The organism is Cupriavidus lacunae (genome assembly GCF_003353055.1).
GTDB classification, from domain to species: Bacteria; Pseudomonadota; Gammaproteobacteria; order Burkholderiales; family Burkholderiaceae; genus Cupriavidus; species Cupriavidus lacunae.
Genome location: NZ_QKWJ01000016.1, coordinates 90,404 through 103,140, shown reverse-complemented (window position 1 = coordinate 103,140; position 12,737 = coordinate 90,404). Strand labels below are relative to the sequence as shown.

At 61.8% G+C, this 12,737-nt stretch carries 12 protein-coding genes and 1 pseudogene; 1 reads left to right on the top strand and 12 read right to left on the bottom strand.

Going from position 1 to position 12,737, the window contains the following annotated elements; genetic code table 11:
- Positions 1-37 precede the first annotated feature (37 nt).
- From DN412_RS15435 to DN412_RS15375, 12 genes and pseudogenes are all read right to left on the bottom strand, one after another.
- On the bottom strand, positions 38-232 hold the full coding sequence (locus DN412_RS15435) for a hypothetical protein (RefSeq protein WP_115212415.1): 195 nt from the start codon (positions 230-232) through the stop codon (positions 38-40).
- Between the two features lie 85 nt (positions 233-317).
- Positions 318-419 (bottom strand): annotated as a pseudogene (locus tag DN412_RS15430) (hydrolase); the annotation flags it as partial.
- 767 nt (positions 420-1,186) lie between these two features.
- Complete coding sequence (locus DN412_RS15425; RefSeq protein WP_115212414.1) at positions 1,187-1,426, bottom strand: hypothetical protein; 240 nt, start codon at positions 1,424-1,426, stop codon at positions 1,187-1,189.
- Positions 1,427-1,862: 436 nt separating this feature from the next.
- Positions 1,863-2,255: a response regulator transcription factor gene (locus DN412_RS15420; RefSeq protein ID WP_115212413.1), complete on the bottom strand. Its 393-nt coding sequence runs from the start codon at positions 2,253-2,255 to the stop codon at positions 1,863-1,865.
- A gap of 1,133 nt (positions 2,256-3,388) precedes the next feature.
- Entirely contained in the window at positions 3,389-4,117 is a 729-nt protein-coding gene (locus DN412_RS15410) for a YoaK family protein (RefSeq protein WP_115212412.1), read from the bottom strand.
- A gap of 33 nt (positions 4,118-4,150) precedes the next feature.
- Complete coding sequence (locus tag DN412_RS15405) at positions 4,151-5,299, bottom strand: porin (protein WP_244222663.1); 1,149 nt, start codon at positions 5,297-5,299, stop codon at positions 4,151-4,153.
- Between the two features lie 4 nt (positions 5,300-5,303).
- On the bottom strand, positions 5,304-5,597 hold the full coding sequence (locus DN412_RS15400; protein WP_115212411.1) for a XapX domain-containing protein: 294 nt from the start codon (positions 5,595-5,597) through the stop codon (positions 5,304-5,306).
- A 38-nt stretch (positions 5,598-5,635) separates the two neighbouring features.
- On the bottom strand, positions 5,636-7,249 hold the full coding sequence (locus DN412_RS15395; RefSeq protein ID WP_115212410.1) for an MFS transporter: 1,614 nt from the start codon (positions 7,247-7,249) through the stop codon (positions 5,636-5,638).
- On the bottom strand, positions 7,246-7,680 hold the full coding sequence (locus tag DN412_RS15390; RefSeq protein WP_208647609.1) for a DoxX family protein: 435 nt from the start codon (positions 7,678-7,680) through the stop codon (positions 7,246-7,248). Before DN412_RS15390 ends, DN412_RS15395 begins: the two co-directional genes overlap by 4 nt.
- A 28-nt stretch (positions 7,681-7,708) precedes the next feature.
- Positions 7,709-9,655, bottom strand: a complete 1,947-nt coding sequence (locus tag DN412_RS15385) for an amidohydrolase (RefSeq protein WP_115212409.1) — start codon at positions 9,653-9,655, stop codon at positions 7,709-7,711.
- A 6-nt stretch (positions 9,656-9,661) separates the two neighbouring features.
- Complete coding sequence (locus DN412_RS15380; protein ID WP_244222662.1) at positions 9,662-10,651, bottom strand: alpha/beta fold hydrolase; 990 nt, start codon at positions 10,649-10,651, stop codon at positions 9,662-9,664.
- A 117-nt stretch (positions 10,652-10,768) separates the two neighbouring features.
- Positions 10,769-11,455 carry a hydrolase gene (locus DN412_RS15375; RefSeq protein WP_115212408.1) on the bottom strand — a complete coding sequence of 229 codons (687 nt, stop codon included), beginning with the start codon at positions 11,453-11,455 and terminating at the stop codon, positions 10,769-10,771.
- A 527-nt stretch (positions 11,456-11,982) separates the two neighbouring features.
- On the opposite strand from DN412_RS15375, the gene DN412_RS15370 reads away from it, so the two are divergent.
- Positions 11,983-12,591 carry a response regulator transcription factor gene (locus DN412_RS15370; RefSeq protein WP_115212447.1) on the top strand — a complete coding sequence of 203 codons (609 nt, stop codon included), beginning with the start codon at positions 11,983-11,985 and terminating at the stop codon, positions 12,589-12,591.
- Positions 12,592-12,737: the final 146 nt, after the last annotated feature.

Genomic DNA, 12,737 nt, shown 5'->3' with positions numbered 1-12,737 from the left:
TTGGCGGATGAAAGTGGCGCCGTAGGACTGTGCTTTTTTACAAGAGCGCGGCGCTCGCGTTAGCGGGCTGTTCTGCCCAGCTATGCATGGCCCGCGCAATCAGCGCGCAAACGGCGAGCGTGCCAGAGACAACGCCCAGTGACGAAGACGTGTGGGCGTGTGCATTAAAGCCGGTAAGGAATGCAAACGCCGCCATTTCCCACTTCGTGGCGATCTTCTTGTCGTGTGTCATTTTTCAGTGAGCCGTGGCGGCGTTGCAGTCGAAGGTTGTATAGCGCCGAAAACTACAGAAAGCTTTCGGCGCAGACTGGAGGTGTTTAGTTCTCGATCACCGGCGCATGCACGGGCGCAATCGACTCGTGTGTGGTTGCAGTACGTTGCGCGGCCTTGTGGACCATCGTGTAGGCGTAGTCCAAGCCCCAGATGGCCTTTGGCGTGCAGTCGACCTGAAATTTGGCTTTCCACATGATTTCTATCCAAAAAATTTGATCCAGCGATTTGAGTTTTGTCTGGCGGCGCAGATTCGCTTATTTGCGCAGCCATGCTGTCCATGTGCAGAACTATACCGATTGCCAGGTCCCAGAGAGCGGACTGTCACTGCCATAGTTATTCAAAATAATTGAATATCGCTCGTCGAGACGCGAGAGAACTCTGGCCTAGTGGGTCCATCGCCCTTGGAAGAAGCGCCACATATTTCCGCGGCCCCGAGCGTCATCGTCTTGTAAGTGCGTACCTTGTTCAGGTCGCTGGGTGAGCAGCCGTTTGTTGAAAATCGCCGCGCGACCGACCGACATCGCGCGAAGAATAGGGAGCACTCCTTCAGGTCACCATGAATGGCAAGGCACTGCGTGAAGACGGGAGGATGGCCAGAGTAGCCACCGAGGAAGTGCAACCGACCACCGGCGATGCGCCGCGTCGAGAGCGTCGAAGTAGAGACCGCAGAGCAGTGGGAAGGCCCCTTACCGCAGGAACAGGCCGCGGTGGCATGCTGTCCTTCGGTCGCCCTCAGGCGACAGATCCGCGCTGGGGGAGATACCGTGCGAATGGTGTGGGAGTGCTTGTCCCTATTTGCAACACACGCGGGGCGCTGATGTGCGCCGGATGTGCTCCGGGTCGGCGGCGATGGTGTGCCGGGTGTCGGCGGCGGCGATCACGAACAACGGCGCGTGCATTGTCACCGGCTCGTCTACAAGGCTCTCAGTGCGCGGCAAAGGAGGTGAGCGGCGCGAACCGCCAGGTCGAAAGACGGGTCACGCGCCAGCTCGCGACCGGCCACGCAAATGATCCAGTCCCCCTTTTTGCGTTCGCAGTTCATAGTCTGCTCCTCCATCTGATCTGAGAACCAGCGCCACAATGTCGCGTCTTGTTCATTGGCATGGGCCGCTGCTTGGAGCTGGACCATCTTTAAGCAGATGTTGCCATTCATGGAATCTCCGTGTTTGCTCATCCCGTGTCTGTCTCAAGTGCCGGCCTCGCGCAGCCAAATGTTGACTTGGGGCTTGCGTACTTTATTCGGATGAGTCCACAGTTTCCATCGTCTTCTGGTATGACTGGCCTACACGCTTGGCGCGTCCGTGAAAGGACTGGCGCATAAGTGCTTGACGTTGCCCCCGGCTACATGAAATCGGACCACCCACGGAAGCAAACTTCATCGGACGATGTCAGAGCAGTTATCGAGGCCTTGGGCTACCGCAAGACGTGCGATTCGATAAACGTCCGGCTAACGTCTAATTTGCGGGGGGAGGATCCGGCTGCAGCCTCGACAGCTTAGAACCGCAACCATAGCGTAGGGCCGGCATCGGGCAGCGTGCAGAGGACGAAGGTCATGAAAGGACGCCTCATCGATCCACTGCACGACACACTCACGATGGAGTAGAGTCAGTCTTGCGAGGACGTAATGCTTTTTCAATGCATGGGATCATGTCCGTGTCCTGGAAGGGCTTGTAAAGGACGCACGTCGCACCCAATGCCATGGCACGCTGATCGAATCCCTCATGCGCAAATGCAGTCATGAAAATGACAGGCATATCGAGATTGCGTGCGCGCAGGGCCTCTATCAAAGCGAAGCCGTCCATGCCGGGCATTTTCGCGTCTGTGATCACGCAGGACAGGCAAGGCAGCGAAGTGCACCGCAGTAGCTCTTGACCGCCTCCGAACAATTGCACGCCAAGATCGAGCGAACGCAGCAGCCCCCCCATGGCATTTCGGACGGCGACATCGTCGTCAACTATTGCGATCGTGGGGCGAGCTATCACACTGACCCCTTGTATGCGCGTTGAGCGCTGGCAATGCTCTGCTGGAAGAGTAACGCCACACCGGTACACACCCTATCATACGAAGGTATTGCCGATTCCTCGGGTGCACGTCCCACGCTACGTTGCGATGAAGTCACGCTGGCCAGGAAAATCAGTCCCCCCGCGATAGTGAGCCAGCCAGCCATTCCGTCCGATTCATACCAAGGTATTACATGCATAGCTGCTTCGAAATGGCGCCGCATATTCAAAAGTCCATGTAGGTGCGGGCGGCGCCGGGACCGTTTGATGATTGATGGTAGACGGCGCTATTTTGATTGTCGATGCTGCTGTAGAAGGGGAGCAGCGTAGCGCCCTTAGCCAGCAGTCGGCCTGCTTGCCCGCAGTGACGCGTTATCTTGCTGAAATGCTCGAAGGCACGAGACTTTGCTTGCCTTGGTGCCGCCAGTAGCTCGATCGCAGACCGCAGGCGAGTGCCGGTCTTGCTCGTACCGACTCAAGGTCCCGCTGCCGTCCTGAGCAGGGACAGCGGTGGATCGGGCAGCTTACTTCAGGCAGTTCACTGCACGCCGGATTCCTTCACCATAGGAATCAGACATCCTGCAGCAGCATCGGCCCGCGCGGACCGGCGGTCTGGGAGTTCTGATTGTCAGTGACCGGTGCGCCCGCAGCCGTGGTGAGAGTGTCTCTGTTCATCGTGATTCTTCTTGTTGGTGAAGGAGATTGGGGGGACCTTCGTGCCGGAAATCAGTACACGGATGCGAAACCAGAGGAGGCAGACGATGAGTCACCCCTCTCCGCGCAGGACTGTCCTCAGCACAGTGCACTGCTCCGGCTACACGGGACCTGGCTACGGCCAACCCGAACTCCGGGCCCGCACAGCAAGGTGACCGGACAGGCTTCCAAACGCCGATTCAGGTCAATGTCAGTTGCAGCGTGTCGTGATCCCGCAAAACTAGGAGAGATTAATTGGCGATGCAGGCTGTGGCCATTGTCTGTTCGTATTAGCTGGCTGGGTCTTCGGCCTGGTCGCGGACTTTGGAATGCTGTTTGCTCAGCTCGGCACTGGCAGCGGCGATGTGAGATCGGTGAACCGCAGGAAGGCGAGGGCGTCTCGAACTCACTCGTCTGCCAATTCACTTCTGAAGGCTGTTTGCGCCATTGCGCCAAGTCAAGAGACTGAGCGCCGTCAGCAACACGGCTGGCAGCATTACACACCAGATCGAAAGCATCGAATAGCCAAGGGCGCCGAGAGCGGCGCCCGATGCGAAACCCGCGAGCGCCGGTACCATCTTTTTGAGCCGAGCGCGTATGGCTTTGCGTTCCGCCTCAGATGCGGATGGCAGGTCCACCAGGTCAATGATAATTTGCGTGGTATTTCCCGTCATGATCGTAGTGGGGCCAAGGTCTGACAAAGACGTCCTGGACAGTGAGTTCTGAATACCCATGGCCACTACGGCAAGCATGCCGGCGCCGATGGCCGCCGGCGTACCCGGATCGGAAATGGGAGAGGCGTGGAGCCCGGCAATTATGAAGAGAACCAGCGCCACAGCCTCGGCAAATAGCAACAGCGAGGGTGCCGATGGTTTGTCCCGTACGATGCGTGACTCGGTCAGCCTGGCGGCCGCAACCGCCAAGGCAAAAGTCGGCAGCGCAAGCAGTTTGGCGAGCAGGCCGGTCGAATCACTGGCGATGTCGACGCCGATCATCACGAAGTTTCCTGTCACGTGTGCCGTAAATAGGCCGAATAGTGAAATGAACCCGACCACGTCTACATAGCCTGCGACGAAGGCCAGGATGCAGCCGAACGCCGGTCCCGAAAGATCAGCGCGGCGGCCCGTGTCGGGAAGCTGTGCGGGTGTCAATGCGGTCTCCCACGAAGATTGGTCGGCTGACGGTCAGAAGCTGTGCCGCATCGCAATGGCGAACGTCTGCGGGTCGGCGCCAGCCTTGATGCCGATGTTGTTGATGGCGAAGTCATAGCTCGCGTTGCTGCGGTTGTTGATGCGGCTGTAGTAAGCGTATAGCGCGGTTCGTTTGGAAAGGGGATAGTCATAGCCGACCGTTACCTGAAATGCGCCGGTTTCCGAACCACTGCGGACGGATCCAATCGTCTCCGTAGCCGCACCGGTGCCATTGCCGACAAAGGCGAAGCCGGCGCGTATGCTACCGGTGCCAAGCTGCTGTATCAGCGAGACATAGTAGCCATTGCGCGTAAGGTCTCCAGTGGCGGTGCGATAGTGCAGGCGTTCATACAAGGCACTGATGTGCGTCGACGGGAACTGGTAGGAAACTCCAGCCTTTATTGCGTCGTCGTTGCGTCCGCTGGTCTGATAGTGCTGGTGGATTTCATAGGCAAGCGTCAGGTTCAAGTTGCCATGGTCATAGGCGGTGGCAAAGGAATACAGCGCGGGATTGCGCGGCACCGTTGTCTTTTCTTCCGGCAATCCCCAGGCGATGGCGCCGCTCAAGCCGTGCCACGTCGGCGACTGGTAGTGCAACGAGTTCTTCTGCCGTCGATCAAATGAGCTGGTGTTCTGGACATTGTCGCTGGTAGACGCAGCGCCATTGCCTATCAGCGCCATGTAACCCGCAGTGGTGGGGTAATACGGGTCGTAGCTCTTGGTTGCACTTGTGTATGGCGTGTCCCAGTTGCCCATGAAGAGGGTGCCGTACGGGCTCTGAAGGCCGAGCCGGGTATCTCGCGCGGCGATTTGCCCCGTGCCGTTGTCAATCGACAGGGCGCTTTCGATTTGCCAGATCGCCTTGATTCCATTGGCCAATTGCTCCTCGCCCCGCATGCCGAACACAGAGCGGTTATTCGTGAGGCGCGCCGTATTGCCTGATCTGGTGCCGTCGGTTGCGGTGGTCACGGTCACATACTCGATTGCTGTGTTCAGCCGGCCATAGATCGCGACGTTGTTGTCCGCCACGGCAGGTGCCGCGGCCGCGGACAAAGACGCTGCCAGGGCGATGTGAATGCGCCGGGGCGCGATTGCGTTAGTACAGCTGGTAGGTGCTTCGGGCTGCTTTCGGGAACGACTCATGCTGTTACTGGTTCCCTTCCTTGCTACGCGCGGGGAGGGGTGCCGACGGTTGAACGGTCGTGTCCGCATTGGGCGGTGTACCCGTAATCTTCGGGACGCATTCGCCGCGGAACCATGCAATGGTGACTGGCTCGCCCGCCAGCATGCGCTTGACCGGCGGCACAACCTGCTCGCCAATCAGCATGCCTAGCAGCCCGATCAAAGCAATTGCGGGCGGCGCAGGCGAGCGGACCTGCATCAATGCATAGATGATGCCGACCAGGATGCCGGCGCCAAGGGAGATGAGATAGAGCTTCATATGAGACAAGGTTGGAGAGGGGGAAAATCGGTGCGGCGCTACGCCGGCGGCAGGCCCAGTCCGAGCAGGTGTCGCACCTGCGGCGGCTTGGCGCCGACGTGGAAACCTGCCACGTCGCGTTGCAGATCGGCATCGGCATTGGGCACCCGCTGGTGCTGGCGCAAATGCTCGGCCCAGGACTCGACCAGGAACCACTCGGTCAGTAGTTCGGGGTTGGCCGGGTCTTCCATCACGCCCCAGCTGAACGCGCCGTCACGCAGACGCTCTTCCGACAGCTTGTGCACCGCGTGCAGGAACGCATCGCGGTTGGCGGGCGGGATGCAATATTCAATCAGGATCATCACCGGACCACGGTCGTGCGCGATCTCGCCGGCCATCTCCGGTTCGGGCCAGTGACGTGCGGGACCGAGGTCTTCTTCGCCGCGCGGCAGCCGCATGCGGTTGAGGATCAGGGCGGTAACGACCAGTCCCGCCGCGGCAATCAGCAACGCGTGCGGCGTCCCCAGTGCCTGCGCCACGAAGCCCCAGAGCAGGCTGCCGCCAGCCAGCGCGCCGTTGAACACCATCTGGTACACCGCCAGCGCGCGACCACGCACCCAGTTCGGCAGGATCGCCTGCGCCGCGCCGCCGAGCGTGGTCAGCGCCATGATCCACGCGGCGCCGAGCAGCAACAGTAGCGGCAATGCCAGCCATATGGGTGGTGCGCTCGACAGCGCCGCCATGACGACCGCCGTGACGATCGCGGACAACAGCACCATGCCATCTGCATCGAGCCGCTGCTGCAGCCTGGACATCGTCAGCGCGCCAAGGATCGCGCCAGCGCCCACTGCGCCCAGCAACACACCATAGAGGCTGGCACCGCCATGCAACAGTTGACGGGCCACCAGCGGCAACAACGCCCATACGCCGCTGCCGAAGGCAAAATGCACGGCGGCGCGCGCCAATACTACGTGCAGCTTGCTATGCGCGCGCGTGAAGCGTAAGCCTGCGCGGAAAGCGCTGAAGAAGTGCTCGCGCAGCGGATCGCTTGGTTGTTCGGGACGCTTCCACCAGATCAGCGCGGCGACGACGAACACATAGCTGACCAGGTCTGCGCTATACGTGGCAGCCGCGCCGAATGCCGCGAGCAGCAGACCCCCGGTAGCCGGTCCAATCGCACGGGCGACATTCACGCCCAGCGAGTTCAGTGCCACGGCCTGTCGCAGCGTGCTCGGCGGCACGAGTTCGGGCACGATCGACTGCCACGTCGGCCCCATCATCGCCGCACCTACACCGCCGACGAACGCCAGTGCAATCAGGATTTCGATTGTCAGCGCCTGGCGCCACGCCAGCAGCATCAGCGTGCCGCTGACCATGGCCAGTCCGATCTGGATCACAATCAGGAAGCGGCGCCGGTCGAGGATGTCGGAGAGCACACCGGCCGGAATCGCAAGCAGGAAAATGGGGAGCGTGGCGGCCGCCTGGATCGTGGCGACCGCTGCCGGTGAAGTGGAAAGATCGGTTGCCAGCCATGCGCTGGCCACATCGCGCATGAAGCTGCCGATGTTACCGAGGATCGTGGCCACCCACAGTACCGCAAACGTGGGTTGGGCCAGCGGGGCAAACGTGCCGCCCGATGCAGGCTTGGCCGCCGGGATGGCAGTTTGCGTCATGGTTGTCTCCGCGTGCGAAGGTCATCCCACGCCACTAGCAGGAATCCACCCACCAGGCCCAAATGTTCGAAGAACGCGTTAGCCATCATGAACTGCGCCTCGGGCGGTGCGCTCCAAAACCGGTTGGCCAGGAACGTGGCCATCAGCGTGAACGCCGCGAGCGCCAGTGCGCCGAGCCAGCGCCAGAAGCCGGTCAGGATCATTGCCGACGCACCAAGCTCCAGCGCAATCGTCGCCGCAGCCAGCGGCACGGCGGGCGACAGGCCGAAGTGCTGCATCTCTGCCACTGCGCTGGAGAAGTCGAACAGCTTGACCAATCCGCCCTGCAGGTAGGCTGCGCACAGCAACAGCAGGGCGATCCAGCGCAGCCAGCGTGGCAGCCGGTGCATGTTGTTGCCGGCCGTGGCTAGCGGGGGCGTCGAGATGGCCATGGCCGCTCTCCGATGTGGTCGACGTGGATCAGAATGCCCAGCACGAGCAGCCCAGCGCGCCCCAGAACGTGCTTTCGTCCGACGTCGGCACGCTCGAGGTCCACGCATTGGCATGCGCATGGCCATGCACGCCGCACGAACTGGCGCAGCCGCACGCGGTGTTCAGCGCCAGCGCGCGCGCCTGGGCCTGCGGGCGCGGCTGGTACTGGCTGCCGTGACGGGCCGGTGACCAGTCGGGCATCGCGGGCGGGATGTCGGGCGAATGCTTGCCGAATTCGCTGTCGCCATAGACCACTTTGCCGCCGAGCACGGTCAGCACCGACGTGATGTCCTGGATGTCGTCGCCCGGCACCGAGAAGTAGTCGGCCGACAACACGGCCAGGTCGGCCAGCTGGCCCACCTTGATCTGGCCCTTCTTGCCCACTTCGGATGAGAACCACGTGTTGGCCTCAGTCCACAGGCGCAGCGCCGTTTCGCGATCGAGCAGGTTGGCCTGTGGATACATCGACATGCCGCCGACGGTCTTGCCCGTGGTCAGCCAGTACAGCGAGACCCACGGGTTGTACGAGGCCACGCGTGTGGCGTCGGTGCCGGCGCCGACCTTCACACCTCTTTCCAGCATCTTCTTGACCGGCGGCGTGGCTTCGGCAGCGCGTGCGCCATAGCGCTCGACAAAGTACTCGCCCTGGTAGGCCATGCGGTGCTGCACCGCGATGCCGCCACCGAGCGCCGCGATGCGGTCGATATTGCGGTCGGAAATAGTCTCGGCGTGATCGAAGAACCAGTTCAGGCCGTTGAACGGGATGTCCTTGGCGACCTTCTCGTAGACGTCGAGCGCGCGCGTGATGGTCTGATCATAGGTCGCATGCAGGCGCCACGGCCAGCGCTTTTCGGCCAGCAGGCGGATCACCGGCTCCAGGTCGGCTTCCATCGACGGCGCCATGTCGGGGCGCTCGACACGGAAGTCCTCGAAGTCTGCCGCCGTGTAGACCAGCATTTCGCCGGCGCCATTGTGGCGATAGAGGTCATCGCCCTGGCCTGGCTTCACGGTCGACGTCCAGGTCTTGAAGTCGCTCAGCTCTTCCTTGGGCTTCTGCGTGAACAGGTTGTAGGCCAGGCGCACCGTGAGGTGGCCTTCCTTGTGCAGCTCCTCGATGATGTTGTAGTCCTCGGGGTAGTTCTGGTAGCCGCCGCCGGCGTCGATCACGCCGGTCACGCCAAGGCGGTTCACCTCGCGCATGAAATGGCGCGTCGAGTTCTTCTGATACTCGGGCGGCAGCTTCGGACCCTTGGCCAGCGTGGCGTAGAGGATGGTCGCATTGGGCTTGGCCAGCAGCAGCCCGGTGGGATTGCCGCGCGCGTCGCGCACGATCTCGCCGCCCGGAGGGTTCGGCGTGTCCTTCTGGTAGCCTACTGCGCGCAGCGCGGCGCCGTTCAGAATGGCGCGGTCATAGAGGTGCAGGATGAATACCGGGGTATCGGGCGCCACGGCGTTCAGTTCCTCGATGGTTGGCAAGCGTTTTTCCACGAACTGGTGTTCCGTGAACCCGCCGACCACGCGCACCCATTGTGGGGCGGGCGTGCGCGCCACCTGTTCCTTGAGCATGCGCATCGCATCGGCCAGCGAACGCACACCGTCCCAGCGCAACTCCATGTTGTAGTTCAGGCCGCCGCGGATGATATGCATGTGGCTGTCGATCAGCCCGGGAATGGCCCGCCGGCCGTTCAGGTCGATCACCCTGGTCTGCGTTCCCGCCAGCTTCATGAGGTCCTGGCGCGTACCCACCCCGACGAAGCGGCCGTCCTGGATGGCCACGGCATCGGCCTGCGGATTGGCACGGTCGAGCGTGGCGAACTTGCCGTTGACGAAAATGAGGTCGGGAGTCAGGTTCGGTGACATGGCGAATAGTTCCGAAGAGGCTGCCGCACCGAGGGCGGCAGCCGAGGCGATGAAGTGCCGGCGGGTAATGGACATATCGGCTTATGCGTTCAGGAAGGCCAGCAGGTCGGCATTGACCTGGTCGGCGTTGATCACGCACATGCCGTGCGACGCACCCGGATATACCTTGAGCGTGGCGTTCTTGACGATCTTGGCCGACAGGCGGGCCGAATTGTCGATAGGTACGATCTGGTCGTCGTCACCGTGCAGGATCAGCGTCGGCACGGTGATTTTCTTCAGGTCCTCGGTGTAGTCCACTTCCGAGAACTCCTTGATGCAGGCGTACTGGCCGAGGATGCCGCCGGCCATGCCCTGCGCCCAGAACGCATCGATCGTGCCTTGCGAAACCTTGGCGCCCGGACGGTTGAAGCCGAAGAACGGTGTGGTCAGGTCCTTGTAAAATTGCGAGCGGTTTTCCGCCACGCCCTTGCGGATGCCGTCGAACACTTCGATCGGCAGGCCGTTCGGATTGGCCGCGGTCTTGAGCATGATAGGCGGCACCGCGCCGATCAGCACCGCCTTGGCCACGCGCTTCGTGCCATGACGACCGAGGTAGTGCGCCACTTCGCCGCCACCGGTGGAGTGGCCGACCAGCGTTGCGCCCTTGATGTCGAGGGCGTCCAGCAGCGCAGCCAGGTCGTCGGCGTAGGTGTCCATGTTGTTGCCCTGCGCGGGCTGGTCCGAGCGGCCATGGCCGCGACGGTCATGGGCGATCACCCGGAATCCCTTCTGGACCAGAAAGAGCATCTGGGCGTCCCAGGCGTCGGCATTAAGCGGCCAGCCGTGCGAGAACACCACCGGGATGCCCGTGCCCCAGTCCTTGTAGAAGATGCGCGTGCCGTCTTTGGTCGTGACGTAGTGGCCCAGCTTCGTGGCGCGGCTGCTGGCCGACACGGCTTGCGCAGCCGTGGGCGTCAGTGCGGCCAGCGACGCCACCGATGCGGCCGCGGCGCCAACGGTGCTACCTACCAGCAGTTGCCGGCGCGATGCATCGATGTTGTGACCTTGTTCCTGGGTGTGTTCTATTTGCATGATTAGGGCTAGCTGAAAGTTAGCTCGGAATCCTGGATAAATCAGATCGCTGGTTGCATCGGCCTATGCACGGAAATCGTGCGTAGGCCGAAGACAATCTTCTTCTTGATCAGCTGTTTAGCGTGCGGGCACCGGGGCGATGGATTCGTGCCCCGTAGCCGTGCGCTGGGCGGCCTTGTGGACCATCGTGTAGGCGTAGTCGACACCCATGCCATAGGCGCCCGAGTGTTCCTTCACCAGCTTCATTACGGCGTCATAGGTGTCGCGGTGGGCCCAGTCGCGTTGCCATTCGAGCAGCACCTGCTGCCAGGTCACCGGCACCACGCCGGCCTGGACCATGCGTTGCATGGCGTAGTCGTGGGCTTCCTTGCTGGTGCCGCCCGAAGCGTCGGCGACCATGTAGATCTCGTAGTTGCCTTCAAGCATGGCGCACAGCGCGAAGGTGGTGTTGCAGACCTCGGTCCACAGGCCGGCCACGATCACCTTGTTGCGGCCGTTGGCCTTGAGCGCATCGCGCACCTTCTGGTCGTCCCACGAGTTCATCGAGGTGCGCTCCAGCGTCTTCTGGTCCGGGAACACGTCGAGCAGTTCCGGATAGGTGAAGCCCGAGAACGACTCGCTCTCGACGGTGGTGATCGTCGTCGGGATATTGAAGAGCTTTGCCGCCTTGGCCAGGCCGACGACGTTGTTCTTCATCGCCTGGCGGTCCATCGACTGGACGCCGAAAGCCATCTGCGGCTGATGGTCGATGAAAATCAGCTGGCTGTTCTGCGGGGTGAGGACTTCAAGCTTGGGGTTCGACATTGCGTTGCTCCTGTTTGGGGGGGGCGAGAGTGAGGCTGCCGTGGCATCACCGCCGGGGCAGAGCCGCGTCGGGGCGGCTTGGCATAAGGGCCGCGACCGGCGTTCGTGTCCGGAGCGCAACCTGAGGGAAGAATAGTCGGCGCTGTCGGCCGTCGCTATCGTCGAATCGTATTAGGCGTCCGCAGCCTTGGTTTCATCGTGAAGCCGCCCGGCTGTGCTACAGGAAATAGGAAGTGGCTTCGCCAACCCTTGCGGCGTAGGAAGGCATTGGGGCTGCGTGCGGGTTCGATGTGCGTTAGCCTGCAAACTGGCCGGCTGGGGCAGCCGCCAAGAGTCACACTGAACTAACCCCATGGTATAAGTAGTCCAAGATCCCGGTTGTGTGATGTAATGGAGAGTTTTGCGGGGTCAAGTCATGGTGGCGGGAGTGGGCCTGCCCAGGCCTCGCGCACCGATTGGTGCACTGGAGATAGACTGTGACAATCAACAGCTTCGTAACCGCGGACACCAGTGCGAGTGATGAAGCGATGGTGCTGATCGTTGATGACGACGCGATGCTTCGCGGCGCGTTGGAGAACCTCTTCCGATCAGTCGGGATGCGCGTCGCACTGTTCGCATCCGCTGCCGAACTGCTAGCATTCGCGTTCCCGGACGCGCCCACTTGCCTTCTGCTCGATGTCAGGCTCCGCGGGCAGAGTGGCCTGGACCTACAGACTCGGCTGTCCCAAATGGGCATCCAGGTCCCAATCATTTTTATGACTGGTTTCGGCGACATCCCCATGACCGTTGCCGCTATGAAGGCTGGCGCTGAGGATTTTTTGGCGAAGCCATTCCGCGAGCAGGACCTGCTCGATGCCGTGGCGGCCGCCTTGCAAAAGGATCAGCATCGCCGCCAAGGCATGCGTAAGCTGGATGAACTGCGAGCCAGCTACCAGAGCCTGACGCCGCGTGAGGCCGAGGTCATGCGCATGGTGGTGGCCGGTCTGCTGAACAAGCAGATCGCCAGCGAGCTTAGTATCAGCGAGGTCACCGTGAAAATTCATCGCGGCCAGGCCATGCGCAAGATGAAGGCGCGCAGCCTTGCCGAGCTTGTATTGATGGCACAGCAGCTCGGCATTTGCGAGTCGCCGCTTTGAGTCCCTGTAGCCTCCCGCCGTCGGCGGGAGGCATCTAGTGTCCTGTTCCGCAAATACCTTGCCATGAAATCGCCCAGTTGCCCGCCATGCGTCGTTGCTCGTCGTTGCCATAGCTACGGCTATGGCGCCTCCTCGCGCCTAGCCTG

Excerpts from the sequence above, each read along its gene's own strand:
- DN412_RS15435 (WP_115212415.1), bottom strand. The coding sequence starts at position 232 with ATGACACACGACAAGAAGATCGCCACGAAGTGGGAAATGGCGGCGTTT.
- DN412_RS15425 (WP_115212414.1), bottom strand. The coding sequence starts at position 1,426 with ATGAATGGCAACATCTGCTTAAAGATGGTCCAGCTCCAAGCAGCGGCC.
- DN412_RS15405 (WP_244222663.1), bottom strand. The coding sequence starts at position 5,299 with ATGAGTCGTTCCCGAAAGCAGCCCGAAGCACCTACCAGCTGTACTAAC.
- DN412_RS15400 (WP_115212411.1), bottom strand. The coding sequence starts at position 5,597 with ATGAAGCTCTATCTCATCTCCCTTGGCGCCGGCATCCTGGTCGGCATC.
- DN412_RS15395 (WP_115212410.1), bottom strand. The coding sequence starts at position 7,249 with ATGACGCAAACTGCCATCCCGGCGGCCAAGCCTGCATCGGGCGGCACG.
- DN412_RS15390 (WP_208647609.1), bottom strand. The coding sequence starts at position 7,680 with ATGGCCATCTCGACGCCCCCGCTAGCCACGGCCGGCAACAACATGCAC.
- DN412_RS15385 (WP_115212409.1), bottom strand. The coding sequence starts at position 9,655 with ATGTCCATTACCCGCCGGCACTTCATCGCCTCGGCTGCCGCCCTCGGT.
- DN412_RS15380 (WP_244222662.1), bottom strand. The coding sequence starts at position 10,651 with ATGCAAATAGAACACACCCAGGAACAAGGTCACAACATCGATGCATCG.
- DN412_RS15375 (WP_115212408.1), bottom strand. The coding sequence starts at position 11,455 with ATGTCGAACCCCAAGCTTGAAGTCCTCACCCCGCAGAACAGCCAGCTG.
- DN412_RS15370 (WP_115212447.1), top strand. The coding sequence starts at position 11,983 with ATGGTGCTGATCGTTGATGACGACGCGATGCTTCGCGGCGCGTTGGAG.